At 66.5% G+C, this 12,761-nt stretch carries 16 protein-coding genes; 8 read left to right on the top strand and 8 right to left on the bottom strand.

The features are described 5' to 3' along the window. Nucleotides 1-99 precede the first annotated feature (99 nt). The 6 genes from AB2M62_RS15665 to AB2M62_RS15640 form a co-directional block, all read right to left on the bottom strand. Nucleotides 100-717, bottom strand: coding sequence for an SURF1 family protein (locus AB2M62_RS15665; protein WP_404335256.1), 618 nt, complete (start codon nt 715-717; stop codon nt 100-102). Beyond that, a complete protein-coding gene (locus AB2M62_RS15660; RefSeq protein ID WP_404335254.1) occupies nt 714-998 on the bottom strand; it encodes a DUF983 domain-containing protein in 285 nt (94 codons plus the stop codon). The genes AB2M62_RS15665 and AB2M62_RS15660 overlap by 4 nt, the downstream gene beginning before the upstream one ends. Nucleotides 999-1,112: 114 nt before the next feature. Then, on the bottom strand, nt 1,113-1,997 hold the full coding sequence (locus AB2M62_RS15655; protein ID WP_404335252.1) for a cytochrome c oxidase subunit 3: 885 nt from the start codon (nt 1,995-1,997) through the stop codon (nt 1,113-1,115). Nucleotides 1,998-2,540: 543 nt separating this feature from the next. Further along, on the bottom strand, nt 2,541-3,023 hold the full coding sequence (locus tag AB2M62_RS15650; protein ID WP_404339974.1) for a cytochrome c oxidase assembly protein: 483 nt from the start codon (nt 3,021-3,023) through the stop codon (nt 2,541-2,543). Between the two features lie 47 nt (nt 3,024-3,070). After that, the gene (locus tag AB2M62_RS15645) at nt 3,071-3,262 is read right to left on the bottom strand and encodes a hypothetical protein (RefSeq protein WP_404335250.1); all 192 of its coding nucleotides are present in this window, start codon (nt 3,260-3,262) and stop codon (nt 3,071-3,073) included. After that, entirely contained in the window at nt 3,259-4,158 is a 900-nt protein-coding gene (locus AB2M62_RS15640; RefSeq protein ID WP_404335248.1) for a heme o synthase, read from the bottom strand. Before AB2M62_RS15640 ends, AB2M62_RS15645 begins: the two co-directional genes overlap by 4 nt. A gap of 78 nt (nt 4,159-4,236) precedes the next feature. Between AB2M62_RS15640 and AB2M62_RS15635 the strand changes: the two genes are divergently transcribed. Then, on the top strand, nt 4,237-5,016 hold the full coding sequence (locus tag AB2M62_RS15635) for an energy transducer TonB (protein WP_404335246.1): 780 nt from the start codon (nt 4,237-4,239) through the stop codon (nt 5,014-5,016). Between the two features lie 62 nt (nt 5,017-5,078). Here the strand turns inward: AB2M62_RS15635 and ctaD are convergent, their stop codons facing one another. Both ctaD and coxB read right to left on the bottom strand, forming a co-directional pair. After that, nucleotides 5,079-6,755, bottom strand: coding sequence for a cytochrome c oxidase subunit I (gene ctaD, locus AB2M62_RS15630; protein ID WP_404335244.1), 1,677 nt, complete (start codon nt 6,753-6,755; stop codon nt 5,079-5,081). Between the two features lie 4 nt (nt 6,756-6,759). Then, nucleotides 6,760-7,884, bottom strand: a complete 1,125-nt coding sequence (gene coxB / locus AB2M62_RS15625; RefSeq protein WP_404335242.1) for a cytochrome c oxidase subunit II — start codon at nt 7,882-7,884, stop codon at nt 6,760-6,762. Nucleotides 7,885-8,057: 173 nt separating this feature from the next. Here coxB and pyrE point away from each other — a divergent pair, with 173 nt between their 5' ends. Genes pyrE through maiA form a run of 7 tightly spaced genes read left to right on the top strand, consistent with a single transcriptional unit; the run spans nt 8,058 to nt 12,760 of the window. Next, nucleotides 8,058-8,639 carry an orotate phosphoribosyltransferase gene (pyrE, locus tag AB2M62_RS15620; protein WP_404335240.1) on the top strand — a complete coding sequence of 194 codons (582 nt, stop codon included), beginning with the start codon at nt 8,058-8,060 and terminating at the stop codon, nt 8,637-8,639. Beyond that, nucleotides 8,636-9,364, top strand: a complete 729-nt coding sequence (locus tag AB2M62_RS15615) for a pyridoxine 5'-phosphate synthase (protein ID WP_404335238.1) — start codon at nt 8,636-8,638, stop codon at nt 9,362-9,364. The genes pyrE and AB2M62_RS15615 overlap by 4 nt, the downstream gene beginning before the upstream one ends. After that, nucleotides 9,361-9,666 (top strand): hypothetical protein, encoded by a 306-nt coding sequence (locus AB2M62_RS15610; protein WP_404335236.1) that lies wholly within the window; start codon nt 9,361-9,363, stop codon nt 9,664-9,666. The genes AB2M62_RS15615 and AB2M62_RS15610 overlap by 4 nt, the downstream gene beginning before the upstream one ends. Then, nucleotides 9,666-10,079 (top strand): holo-ACP synthase, encoded by a 414-nt coding sequence (gene acpS / locus AB2M62_RS15605; protein WP_404335234.1) that lies wholly within the window; start codon nt 9,666-9,668, stop codon nt 10,077-10,079. The genes AB2M62_RS15610 and acpS overlap by 1 nt, the downstream gene beginning before the upstream one ends. Then, entirely contained in the window at nt 10,079-10,945 is an 867-nt protein-coding gene (lepB, locus tag AB2M62_RS15600) for a signal peptidase I (protein ID WP_404335232.1), read from the top strand. Before acpS ends, lepB begins: the two co-directional genes overlap by 1 nt. After that, complete coding sequence (locus AB2M62_RS15595) at nt 10,942-12,111, top strand: AI-2E family transporter (protein WP_404335230.1); 1,170 nt, start codon at nt 10,942-10,944, stop codon at nt 12,109-12,111. Before lepB ends, AB2M62_RS15595 begins: the two co-directional genes overlap by 4 nt. 25 nt (nt 12,112-12,136) lie before the next feature. Continuing rightward, on the top strand, nt 12,137-12,760 hold the full coding sequence (gene maiA, locus AB2M62_RS15590) for a maleylacetoacetate isomerase (protein WP_404335228.1): 624 nt from the start codon (nt 12,137-12,139) through the stop codon (nt 12,758-12,760). Nucleotide 12,761: the final 1 nt, after the last annotated feature.

Raw genomic sequence — 12,761 nt, 5'->3', positions numbered from 1 at the left:
CCTCTCCCGCTTTCGCGGGAGAAGGTTTGAGCCCAGCGGCAGGTATCACCAAATCTCGAACGGTCGGCCTCAATCCGGAATATCGGCTGAAGACCCCGACTACGCCCGCGCCCGCCAGCGCAGCGCCAGCCCATAGATCACCAGCGCCACGCCCGCGAACAGGAACCATTGCACGGCATAGGCGAGATGGTTGTTCGGCACGCTCGACAGGTCCGGCCGTGCGGTGGGCTCGAGGCCCGGCGCCGCCATGTCCGATACCAGCATCAGCGGCTTGGGCCCGCTGCCGCCGAAGGCCGAGGCGATCAGCGGGCGATGATCCGGCGCATGGGTGATCGTGCCGGTCACGCGCCCGCCCGCCCAGTGCGGCACGAAGCCTGGATCGGGCGACACGCCCATATCGACCAGCAGCCCCGGCCCTTCGGCGCCGGTGCGGCACTCGACGATCTGCCGCCAGCCCTTCAGCCCCTTGATGCTGCGCCCGCCCTGCTTACGCCAGCCCAGCGGCTCGACGCACATCGCATGCGCCCTGCGAAACAGCAGCGTGTCGCCGATCGGCGGCGAGGGGAAGGGGATCGCCGGCTTGCCGAGATTGGCCGCGTACAGCGTCAGCGCCGCTTCTTTCTCGCCGCGCCGCTGGAGCTGCCACACGCCCAGCCCCAGCATCGCCGCCACGGCAAGCGCCACCAGCAAGGTCGCGAAGATTGGAACGCGCTTCACGGCTCTTCCCGCACGCGCCCTTCGGCGGCGCGGTTGCGATATTCGAGCGCGAGCAGCCAGCCCTTGGCGATGCGCAGCGCGCCGACGGTCAGCGCCGCCGTGATCGGCACCCAGAGCAGCACATGGATCAGCACGCCGGGCTCGAAGGTAAACTCCACCCATAGCGCCAGCGCAGTCACCAGCGCACCGATTCCCAGCGTCAGGAACACCACCGGCCCGTCGCCGACATTGAAGCGGGTGAAGTCCAGCCCGCAGCGGCTGCAGCGCTCGGCAAAGGCCACGGGCCCGCGAAACAGCGTGCGCGCGCCGCAGCGCGGGCAGCAGCCGTGCAGCCCCGAATGAAAGGGGGAGGCATCGTGCCTCCCCCCGAAACTTCCTGGTCAGGCTCGGTCACGTCAACCGGCGTGGACCGGCGCGCCCCATCCGCCCCAGACATAGATCGACGCGAAGAGGAACAGCCACACCACGTCGACGAAATGCCAATACCAGGCGGCCGCTTCGAAGCCGAAATGCTGCCGCGGGGTGAAGTCGCCCTTATAGACGCGCACCAGGTTGACGATCAGGAAGATCGTGCCGACCAGCACGTGGAAGCCGTGGAACCCGGTCGCCATGAAGAAGGCGCCGCCATAGCTCGATCCGCCCGGGCTCGCCGCCTTGAACGGGAAGGGGGCGTGCATGTATTCATAGGCCTGGATGCAGCTGAACACGGCGCCGAGGATGATCGTCAGCCACAGGCCCTTCTTGACGTTGTCGTTCTCGCCGACGCCCAGCAGGCCCCAGATGCCCTTCAGCGCGCCGCCGCGCTCATTGTGGAGCAGCGCGTGGTGCGACCAGGTGATCGTGCAGCCCGAGCAGAGCAGGATCAGCGTGTTGAGCAGCGGGAATTCCCACGCGTTCAGCACTTCCATGCCCTTGGGCGGCCATTGCCCGCCCACCGCTTCCACCGTCGAGGGGAAGAGCGAAAAGTCGAACCACGCCCAGAACCAGCCGACGAAGAACATCACTTCGGAGGCGATGAACAGGATCATGCCATAGCGCAGGTGCAGCTGGACCACCGGCGTGTGATCGCCGGCATGCGCTTCCTCGATCACTTTCGACCACCAGCCGAAGAAGGTGATCGCGATCAGCACCACGCCGGCGAAGAAGACCAGCGCCGCGCTCGGCATGCTGTGCATCCACATGATGCCGCCCGAAGCGAGCACCAGCGCCGCAAACGAGCCGAACAACGGCCAGATGCTGGGAGGGAGGATGTGATATTGGTGGTTCTTGGCACCCGCCATTTGGCTCTCTTCCCCTGATCGTGTTTGCAAGCGTCTTAAGCCGCGAAAGCGTATCCCGCAACGCCCCGCGCGCGTCAGCGGTTTCGGCATCGGTATTGCCCGGCCTTGAAACGAACAAAGGAAGAACATATCTCGCCGTTGGCGAGGAGGCGGTGCGGCATGGCTAAGCGCAATCGATCGGGTGCAGGGCGCTTTTCGGTCTTCATCAAGCGCCCACCGCAAGGTTGGGCGGGAAGGCCGGCGCGGCAGGCTTGCGGAGGCGACGCGCCGGACGCGCACCGTTCAGGCTATCGCGGCGCTACATCCACGCGCCGTCCGCGCGATGCCGACGCGCCATTGGCGCGCCCTGCGCGCACCACCGGTGCGCCTCCCACGCGCCACACAGGCGACATTCACGTACCACCGGCGCGCCATCCAGCCGGATCTTGTCGTGCAATAAAGGGCGGATTTCCGCGCTTTTCGGGTCGGACGGCGGCGATGACGGAGTCAGGCGAGGTCCCGGCAACCCGCGGATCGTGTCAACACTGTCAACCGAGCCGCAACTCAGCGCGCGGCCGGCGCGCTGTCCGCGGGGTAGAAAGTATAGGACAGCGTGATCTCCTGGACGTCGCGCGCATCGGCATCGTCGAGGATCTTGGGATCGACATAGAAGATTACCGGCATGCGCACGGTCTCGCCGGGCGCCAGCGTCTGCTGGGTGAAGCAGAAACACTGGATCTTGGTGAAGTATTTCCCCGCGCTCGAAGGCGTCACGTTGAACGTCGCGGTGCCGATGGTCGCGTGATTCGAGGTGTTGGTCGCCGTGAAGAACGCCATGTCGCGTCCGCCGATGTCGATCACGTCCTCGCGCCGCTCCGGCTCGAATTTCCATGGCAGCTTGGGGCTGACATTGCTGTCGAACGCGATCGTGATCTTCTGCCCCACCGATCCGGGCGCGCGCAGCCCGCGCTGAGTTGTGCCGTTGAGCCCGGTCGCCTCGCAAAACATCCGGTAGAGCGGCACCGCCGCAAAGCCGACCCCGGTCATCGTGCACACGCCCACCGCCGCCAGCAGCGCGACGCGCAAATTGCGGGTCACGGGCCATATCCCTGCGCGATCTTCACGATCGAGATCGCGAAGATCAGCACGACGAAGCTGCCGAGCAGCAGTGCCATCACGCGTGCGCGGCTGCGCTGGCGGGCACGCACCATTTCGGTGTGGTCGATCGGCCCGGGGGGCGTCACCGACGCGCGACCGCGAATCAGATCGTCTTCACGCTGCGTCATGCGAACCACCTGTCGGCGACCAGCGCCCCGAAGAGAAGGAAGAGATAGAGGATCGAATATTTGAACAGCCGCTTCTCGGGCGCCATCGAATCGTCGGGCACCGATCGGCGGAAGGTCACCTGGGCGACAAAGGCGAGGAAAATGCCGGTGAGCACCACCGCCGCCGCGCCGTAGATCGCGCCGGCAAGGCCCAGCGGCCAGGGCGCGATCGCCGCCGCGGCCATCGGCAGCGTGTAGATGCCGATCTGGGTCCGCGTCGTGGCCTCGCCCGAGACGACCGGGAGCATCGGCACCCCGGCATTGGCGTAATCGGTCTTCACGAACAGCGCGAGCGCCCAAAAGTGCGGCGGCGTCCACAGGAAGATGATGAGGAAGAGGAGGATGGGGAGCGTCGTCAGGTCCCCGGTCGCAGCGGCCCAGCCGATCATCGGCGGGAAGGCGCCCGCAGCCCCGCCGATGACGATGTTCTGCGGCGTCCGGCGCTTGAGCCAGATCGTGTAGACGAAGACGTAGAACAGGATCGAGGCGGCGAGGATCACCGTCGCGGCGAGGTTCACCGCGAAATACATCAGCGTCAGGCTGAAACAGGCCAGGCCCACGCCGAAGTGCAGCGCCGATTGGCGGTCCATCCGCCCGGCCGGCAGTGGGCGCCCGGCGGTGCGGCGCATCTTGGCGTCGAGATCGGCCTCATACCATTGGTTGAGCGCGCCGGCGGCACCGGCGCCGAGCGCGATGCACAGGATGGCAGTGAAACCGAGGACGGGGTGGATGTGCGCCGGCGCGGCGAGCATCCCGCACAGCCCGGTGAACACGACGAGCGTCATCACCCGCGGCTTGGTCAGCGCCAGGAAGTCGCGCCAGTCGGCGGGGAGCGGGGTGGCTATTGCGGTCGTCATGGTCAGGCTCAGCGCTATAGGCGCCCCGGCGGGCAGGCGAAAGGGGCACCGGCTCGCCCTCTCCGGCGTTGTTTCGGCATGACCTATGTCGCCTCTAGCCCGCGCGAACGCGGCGGCGCCGTGCTGCTCGCAGCGGCGCTTACCGGCGTGCTCGGCGTTCTGCTGGCGAGCGGGCTGGTCGAGCGCTTTGTCCGGTCCGAGGCGCCGGCGCTGAGCGCCTTCGACGTGACTCTGCCCCCACCGCCGGTGCCCGAAAAGCGTCGCGTCGCCGAGCAGCACCGCAAGAGCCCGCGCCGCGAGGGCGAGGCCGCGCCGCCCGCGCTGCGCGCCGAGCCGACCGAGATCGTCGCGCCGCTGCCGGCGCCCACGCCGCCGCCGATCGCGGCTGCCCCCATTGCCGGGATCGGTGCCGCGCCGCGTGCGGGCAGCGCGCAAGTGCCGGGTCCGGGAACCGGTGCGGGCGGCATCGGCAATGGCCGCGGCAGCGGCGATGCGGGCGACGGCGATGGCGGCGGAGGCGGCGACGAGACTCCGCCGCGCTGGGTCCGCGGCGACCTGCGCGATTCGGACTATCCCGATGCCGCGGCCGATGCCGGTGTCGGCGGCAGCGTCGGCGTCCGCTACCTCGTCGATATCGACGGCCGGGTGCGCGACTGCGTCGTCACCGAATTGAGCGGCAGCCGCGTGCTCGATCAGACCACGTGCCAGCTGATTGAGAAGCGCTTCCGCTATCGCCCCTCGCGCGACGGCCAGGGGCACCCGGTGCGCGCCTATATCGTCGAGAATCACGAATGGATTCTCCGCCGCGACCCCGCCGAGCAGCAACCGCCGCCTCGCCGCCGACCGCGGATCTTCTGAGCCCCAAAGCAAAGCGCCCCGAGGTTTCCCCGGGGCGCCGTGTTGCTTGGGTTGGTCGAGCCTTAGTGGTGACCCTCGTCGATCACCGGCAGCGTCTCGAACTGGTGGAACGGCGGCGGGCTGGTCAGCGTCCATTCCAGCGTCGTCGCGCCTTCGCCCCAGGGATTGTCCCCCGCCTTGCGGCCGGCGAACAGCGACCAGATGATGTTGACGAAGAAGATCGCCATGCCCGCGGCCATGATCATGTAGCCGATCGTCGCGATCTGGTTCCAATGGGCATAGGCGTCCGGATAGTCCGGGTAGCGCCGCGGCATGCCCTGGAGGCCGAGGAAGTGCATCGGGAAGAACATCACGTTCACGCCGATGAAGAACACCCAGAAGTGCAGCTGGCCGAGCAGCTCGTTGTACATCCGCCCCGACATTTTCGGGAACCAGTAATAGAAGCCCGCGAACAGCCCGAACACCGCACCCAGCGAGAGGACGTAGTGAAAATGGGCGACGACGTAATAGGTGTCCTGCATGTAATCGTCGACGCCGCCATTGGCGAGGACGACGCCGGTCACGCCGCCGACGGTGAACATGAAGATGAAGCCGATCGCCCAGACCATCGGGGTCTTGAAGCTGATCGATCCGCCCCACATCGTGGCGATCCACGAGAAGATCTTCACGCCGGTCGGCACCGCGATGATCATCGTCGCGGCGGTGAAGTACATCTTCACCGATACGCTGAGGCCGGTGGTGAACATGTGGTGCGCCCAGACGACGAAGCCGACCACGCCGATCGCGACCATGGCATAGGCCATGCCGAGATAGCCGAACACGGGCTTGCGGCTGAACGTCGCGATGATCTGGCTGACCATGCCGAAGCCCGGCAGGATCATGATGTAGACCTCGGGATGGCCGAAGAACCAGAACAGATGCTGGTACAGGATCGGGTCGCCGCCGCCCTGCGCGTCGTAGAACGCGGTGCCGAAATTGCGGTCGGTGAGCAGCATGGTGATCGCCGCGGCGAGCACCGGCAGCGCGAGCAGCAGCAGGAAGGCAGTGATCAGCACCGACCATACGAACAGCGGCATCTTGTGCAGCGTCATGCCCGGCGCACGCATGTTGAAGATGGTGGTGATGAAGTTGATCGCGCCCAGGATCGAGCTGGCGCCGGCAAGATGGAGCGACAGGATCGCCATGTCGACCGACGGTCCCGGCTCGCCAAAGGTCGAGAGCGGGGCATAGACCGTCCAGCCGGTGCCGGCGCCGATGCCGACGAACGGCGAGGCGAGGAGCAGCGTGAACGCCGGGATCAGCAGCCAGAACGAGATGTTGTTCATCCGCGGGAACGCCATGTCCGGCGCGCCGATCATGATGGGCACGAACCAGTTGCCGAAGCCGCCAATCATCGCCGGCATGACCATGAAGAACACCATGATCAGGCCGTGCGCCGTTATCAGCACGTTCCAGAAGTGCAGCGCGTCGTCGAGACTGTGCGTGCCGCCGTGGAGCATGCCAAGCCAGGTCGGCAGAAACTGGATGCCGGGATGCATCAGCTCGGCACGCATCAGGCCCGAGATCCCGCCACCGATGATCCCCGCGAAGATCGCGAAGATCAGATAGAGCGTGCCGATATCCTTGTGGTTCGTCGACATGAACCAGCGGGCGAAGAAGCCCGGCTTGTGGTCCGCATCGTGATGGTCATGCGCATGATGATGATCGTGCGCGGCATAAGGGAGCGCGGTGTCGGTCATGGTCTCAGTTGCCCGTCTGTCCGAGGCCCGCAGGATTCTGCGTTGCCGGCTTGTTGGTCACCGCAGGCGCGGCAGTCGCGTTGATGGTCGGCGCACCGTCTTCGGCGGTCACGTTCGCCGTGTCGTCGACGGCGTCGTTGCCCGGCGCGGTGGCAGTTGCCGGCGCGGCATTCGCCCCCGGCATCTTGCCGCCCTTAGACGCGACCCATTGCGCGAACACGGCGGGGCTCACCGCCTCGACGGCGATCGGCATGTACGCATGGCGCGCGCCGCACAGCTCGGAGCATTGGCCGAAATAGAGGCCGGGCTTCTCGATGATGAAGCTCGTCTCGTTGAGCTTGCCCGGCACGGCGTCGAGCTTGATCCAGAAGGCGGGGACCGCCCAACTGTGGATCACGTCCTGCGCAGTGGTGATCAGGCGGATCGGCACGCCATAGGGCAGCACGACGCGGGTGTCGGTCGCCAGCAGGCGCGGACCGTCCGCATTGGTGCGATAGCGCGCGCCCTTGGCCAGCGTGGGATCATCGCTTTCCTTGAGCAGGTTCGCAGTCAGCTGGATCCCGCCATGATCGGGATATTCATAGCTCCAGAACCACTGGTTGCCGATCGCCTTCAGGGTCACGGCTTCCTTGGGTGCGGGCTTGAACTGCGCGGCGAGCAGCCGGATCGACGGCACGGCGATCGCGATCAGGATCAGCACCGGCGCCAGCGTCCAGACCACTTCGATGAAGGTATTGTGGCTGGTGCGCGACGGCGTCGGGTTGGCGGCGCGCCGGAAGCGGATCATCACATAGATCAGCAGGATCAGCACGAACACCGAGATCACCGTGATCAGCGGCACCAGGATCGTGTTGTGGAACCAGTGCGCCTCGCGGCCCGTCGGCGTCACCTGGTCCTGGAGATACCAGGCATCGGGCTTCGGCTGACCGATCGAGGCATCGGCGTGCAGCAGCGGCTTGCCCGCTGCGTCTAGTGTGGGATCGGCGACTGCGGGAGTCGCTGCGGCGGCCGGCGCCTCTACCGCGGCGGGTGCCGCCGGTGCAGGAGCCGTACTGTTCTGCGCCTGACTTGGGGAGGCGAACGCCAGCCCGGCTGCCAGGACAATCGAAGTCAACCCAAGCATGCGCATCGTCTGTTTCTACCCTGTTTTACGAAAGGCGCCGTATGGGAGGTCAGGAAACCCCTCCATTGCGGCGTATACGACGCCCAAGGCCAAGCTCAACCTTTTTCGCGCGCGTGTTGCGGCGGCTGGGCGGCAGTCCTAAGGGTTCTCGCCGATCCCCACAGCAGGAGCAGCGACAATTGACCGGTGATCAGGTTCTGGACGAGTTCCGCGACGCAGGCGCGCTGCTCGAGGGACATTTCATCCTGTCCTCCGGACTTCGCTCGCCGATCTTCCTGCAGAAGATGCGGATTTTCGAGGACCCGGTGCGCACCGCGCGGGTGTGCGGCGCACTGGGCGCGCTGATCCGCGAGACTTTCGGCCAGGTCGATATCGTCGTCTCGCCGGCGATCGGCGGGATCATCCCGGGCTATGAAACCGCGCGAGCTCTTGGCTGCAAGGCTGTGTTCGTCGAGCGTGAGGACGGCGAATTCCAGCTGCGCCGCAGCTTCGAGATCCCCGCCGGCGCCCGCGTCGTGATGGTCGAAGACATCGTCACCACCGGGCTAAGCTCGCGCGAGTGCATCGCCGCGATCCGTCAGCATCCCGGCGAGCTGGTCGGCGCGGCCTGCATCGTCGATCGCTCGAACGGCAAGGCCGATATCGGCGTGCCGCTGGTCTCGCTCGTGCAGATGGACGTTCCCGCCTATCCCGCCGACCAGCTCCCGCCCGAACTCGCTGCGATCCCGGCGATCAAGCCCGGGAGCCGCGTGACGGCATGAGCGGCAAGCTTCGCCTCGGGGTCAATATCGATCACGTCGCGACGGTCCGCAACGCACGCGGCTCGGGTTATCCCGATCCGGTCCGCGCCGCATTGCTCGCCGCGCAGGCCGGCGCGGACGGTATCACCGCGCACCTGCGCGAAGATCGCCGCCACATCACCGACGACGACATTGCCCGGCTCTCGACGGAGCTGACCATCCCGCTCAATCTCGAAATGGCGGCGACCGAAGAGATGCTCGCGATCGCGCTGCGCCACCGTCCCCATGCGGTGTGCATCGTCCCGGAAAAGCGCGAGGAGCGCACCACCGAGGGCGGGCTCGACGCTGCGGGCCAGCACAACCATCTTGCGCCGATGGTCGCTCAGCTGGTCGACGCCGGGTGCCGCGTGTCGCTGTTCATCGAGCCCGATGCTCGCCAGATCGATGCCGCGCTACGTCTGGGCGCGCCGGTGGTCGAGCTGCACACCGGCCGCTATTGCGAGCTTGCCGAGGATGCGCGCGAAGCCGAGCTCAAGCGCATTGCCGACGCGGCAGCGCTCGCCGCCAAGGCCGGGCTCGAGCCGCATGCCGGTCATGGCCTTACGTTCGACAACGTCGTGCCGATCGCCGCCATTCCGCAGGTCGCCGAGCTCAACATCGGCCATTTCCTCATCGGCGAGGCGATCTTCGACGGCCTTGCTCCGGTGGTGCAACGGATGCGTGCGCTGATGGATAGCGCGCGTTGATGGTCTCCACTGCGCCTCGCTACCCGCGGTGGCTGTTGACCGTGGTCGTTGCTGAAAGTGCCGCTGTGATCGGCACGGGTGGATTCATTCTAGTCCTGATAGATGCGCTGAGCGGCCCGCTTTCACCCGAGCGATGGGCACAAGCCGGTTGGCTATGGTTGGGCCTCCCCGCCGTGGCGAGTCTGGCCATAGTCGCGACTGGTTTTCTGCTGATCCGTCGAGGCTGGGTGAAAGTGGGTATCGCCGTCACGCCCTTGCCGCTGCTGCTGCTTTGCCTTTTCTTGTTGTGGGCAAACATCTGATGATCCTCGGCCTCGGCTCCGACCTCTGCAATATCGAGCGGATCCAGAATTCGTTGGACCGCTTCGGCGCCCGCTTCGAGCAGCGCGCCTTCACCGAGCTTGAGATCAAGAAGGCCGATCGCCGCCCGCACACGCGCGCCGCGACGCTCGCCAAGCGGTTCGCCGCGAAGGAAGCTTATTCGAAGGCGGTGGGAACCGGGTTCAAGCAAGGCGTGTTTCTCAAGGACATAGGTGTCGTCAACGCGCCTTCGGGGGCGCCGACTCTGGCACTCACCGGTGGCGCCAAGGCGAGGCTTGACGCCATCACTCCCGATGGCCACGTCGCAAAGGTACATCTGACGTTGACCGACGATCATCCCTGGGCATTCGCTATGGTGATGATCGAGGCCGTGGCGGTCGGGAAGGACGATTGATGGCCGCGGATGAGTTGACGTTGACGCAGCAGGATCTCGACGAGAAGCGCAGCTTCGCCGCCACCGATTGGTGGGCCGAGGCGCGCGGCATCCTGTGGCTCGTGCTCGCGGTGCTCGGCTTCCACAGTTTCGTCGCCAAGCCCTTTTACATTCCCTCCGAATTGATGCTGCCGGGGCTGCTCGTCGGCGATCGGCTGGTCGTGACCAAATATCCCTATGGCTACAGCTTCGTCACGCCGACCTTCCACTTGCTGCCCTTCATCAAGGGCCGGCTGTTCGGCCGGCTGCCGGCGCGCGGCGACGTGGTGATCGTCACCCCGCCGGGCGCCGAGACCGACTATATCAAGCGCGTGATCGGCCTGCCGGGCGATCGCATCGCCGTGCGCGGCGGCGTGGTCTATCTCAACGACGTCGCAGTGCCGCGCCGCTATATGGGCGAGCGCGACATTGCGATCGACGCCAATACGCGCTGCGACGACCGCCATTATGACGGCCGCCTGGTCCGCGATGCCAGTGGCAAGGGCTGGTGCCGCCTGCCGATCTATCGCGAGACGCTGCCCGGTGGCCGATCGTACGACACCGTCGATCTGGGCTGGAGCCCCGGCGACAATTTCCCCGAAGTCCGGGTGCCCAGGGATCGCGTGTTCCTGATGGGCGACAATCGCGACAATAGCGCCGACAGCCGCTATTCGACCGCCGAGAACGGCCTGGGCGGACCTGTCCCCTGGGAGAATATCGGGGGCCGCGCCGAATTCGTGACCTTCTCGCTCGACGGCAGCGCGACGCTCAACCCGCTGACCTGGCCGCGCTCGTTCCGGCCAAGACGTGCCGGCACGTCGCTCCATCCGAGCAAGGACGACAAATGACCGCAGATACCGCCGCGAGCGAAGGCATCCACGTCGTCCGCGAACCCGGGCCCAACGAGATGCGCGACCCGTTGATGCGTGCGGAGCTGAAGCGCGCCTCGGTATGGTTCGGGCTCGCGATCGGCGTGGCGCTGATCGTGCTGCTGATCCAGCCGCTGCTGATCATCTTCGCCGGTCTTGTCTTCGCCGCGATGCTCGATGGCGGCGCGCGGCTGCTTGGACGGGTGCTGCCGATCCCGCGCGGCCTGCGCATCCTGATCGTGGTGCTGCTCGCGATCAGCTTTATCGGTGGGGTCTTCTACCTTACCGGTGTCGAGATCGCCGCACAGGCCGAGCAATTGCGCGCGACGCTTGAGGTCCAGGGCAATCGAGTCGCCGGTTGGATTTCGAGCATGGGGCTGATGCCGGGACGTGCCGACCTCACCGGCATGGCGCAGCAGGCGCTGGGCTCGGTCGGCCGGCTGACCTCGGCGGTCGGCACGGTGCTCGGTGCCGGGGCGAGCCTGCTGATGATCGTCTCGATCGGACTGTTCGTGGCGCTCGATCCGCGAATCTATGAGCGCGGGCTGCAGTGGATGGTCCCGGTTGCCGCGCGCGACGATTTTTCGGTGACGATCGCGCGCATGGCGCGGATGCTGCGGGTGCTGCTCGCCGGGCGGCTGCTCGGCATGGTCTTCGAAGGCGTGCTCACCTGGTTGCTGCTGTGGGCCGTTGGCGTGCCGATGGCGCTGCTGCTCGGGATCATCACCGGCATGCTCGCCTTCATTCCCAATATCGGCGCGTTCATTAGCGGCGTTTTGATGGTGTCTGTCGGGTTCAGCGCTGGCACCGACCAGGGCTTCGCCGCGATCATCATCTATTTCGCCGTCCAGACCTTTGACGGCTATGTCCTCATCCCGATCGTGGCCAAGCGCACCGTCGATTTGCCGCCGGCGCTCACCCTGTCGGCGCAGATCCTGGCGAGCACGCTGTTCGGCGTGATGGGCTTGGCACTCGCCGATCCGATGGTCGCGATGATCAAGGTCGCGCTCGAAAGCGAGGCCGAACGCGCTGCCAAGGCCGTCGACGGCAACAACCATGGCCATCGCCGCTTTGGCTGGCGGATGGGACATAGCCACGCGGTCGATCCCGCCGCGATTGCCGTGGAACCGCCCGCAGCCAGCTAGGTTGAGCGCGAGGCAAGGGGGCGAGATGCTGCTCTACGATTATTTCCGTTCGTCTGCCGCCTATCGGGTGCGGATCGCGCTCAATCTCAAGGGCGTCGCCTATGCGCGGCGCGATGTGATGCTGCTTAAGGACGAACAGCGCTCGCCCGAGCATCTCGCGCGCAATCCGCAGGGCTTCGTCCCGGCGCTCGAAATCGAGGGGCAGGTTCTCACCCAGAGTCTTGCGATCATCGACTGGCTCGACGCGCGCCATCCCGAGCCGCGGCTCATCCCGGCCGATCCGCAGCTTCGTGCCGCCGCGCTCGCCCGCGCGCTGGTGATCGGCGCCGACATCCATCCGCTCAACAATCTGCGCGTGATGCGCTATCTCAAGCACGAACTCGGCGCCGAAGACGAGGCGCGCGACGCCTGGACGCGCCACTGGATCGCCGAAGGCTTCGCCGCGCTCGAAGCGATGGCAGGCGAGGGCCAGTTCCTCGGCGGCGCGACGCCGGACATCGCCGATGTCTTTCTCGTCCCCCAGATGTTCAACGCGCGGCGCTTCAACCTGCCGCTCGATGCCTATCCCAAGCTCGTCGCCGCCGATGCTGCCGCCCAGGCAGTCGCGGCGTTCGCGGCGGCCCATCCCGATCGAGTAGCCCCGCAGTGAA

Source organism: Sphingomonas sp. MMS12-HWE2-04, from assembly GCF_044881185.1.
Lineage (GTDB): Bacteria > Pseudomonadota > Alphaproteobacteria > Sphingomonadales > Sphingomonadaceae > Sphingomonas.
Note: the sequence above shows the minus strand (reverse complement) of the source record. Positions and strands in the feature narration are given on the sequence as shown.

Excerpts from the sequence above, each read along its gene's own strand:
- AB2M62_RS15650 (WP_404339974.1), bottom strand. The coding sequence starts at position 3,023 with ATGACCGGGGTCGGCTTTGCGGCGGTGCCGCTCTACCGGATGTTTTGC.
- AB2M62_RS15635 (WP_404335246.1), top strand. The coding sequence starts at position 4,237 with ATGACCTATGTCGCCTCTAGCCCGCGCGAACGCGGCGGCGCCGTGCTG.
- coxB (WP_404335242.1), bottom strand. The coding sequence starts at position 7,884 with ATGCGCATGCTTGGGTTGACTTCGATTGTCCTGGCAGCCGGGCTGGCG.
- AB2M62_RS15640 (WP_404335248.1), bottom strand. The coding sequence starts at position 4,158 with ATGACGACCGCAATAGCCACCCCGCTCCCCGCCGACTGGCGCGACTTC.
- AB2M62_RS15655 (WP_404335252.1), bottom strand. The coding sequence starts at position 1,997 with ATGGCGGGTGCCAAGAACCACCAATATCACATCCTCCCTCCCAGCATC.
- lepB (WP_404335232.1), top strand. The coding sequence starts at position 10,079 with ATGGCCGCGGATGAGTTGACGTTGACGCAGCAGGATCTCGACGAGAAG.
- acpS (WP_404335234.1), top strand. The coding sequence starts at position 9,666 with ATGATCCTCGGCCTCGGCTCCGACCTCTGCAATATCGAGCGGATCCAG.
- maiA (WP_404335228.1), top strand. The coding sequence starts at position 12,137 with ATGCTGCTCTACGATTATTTCCGTTCGTCTGCCGCCTATCGGGTGCGG.
- AB2M62_RS15595 (WP_404335230.1), top strand. The coding sequence starts at position 10,942 with ATGACCGCAGATACCGCCGCGAGCGAAGGCATCCACGTCGTCCGCGAA.
- ctaD (WP_404335244.1), bottom strand. The coding sequence starts at position 6,755 with ATGACCGACACCGCGCTCCCTTATGCCGCGCACGATCATCATCATGCG.
- AB2M62_RS15615 (WP_404335238.1), top strand. The coding sequence starts at position 8,636 with ATGAGCGGCAAGCTTCGCCTCGGGGTCAATATCGATCACGTCGCGACG.
- AB2M62_RS15645 (WP_404335250.1), bottom strand. The coding sequence starts at position 3,262 with ATGACGCAGCGTGAAGACGATCTGATTCGCGGTCGCGCGTCGGTGACG.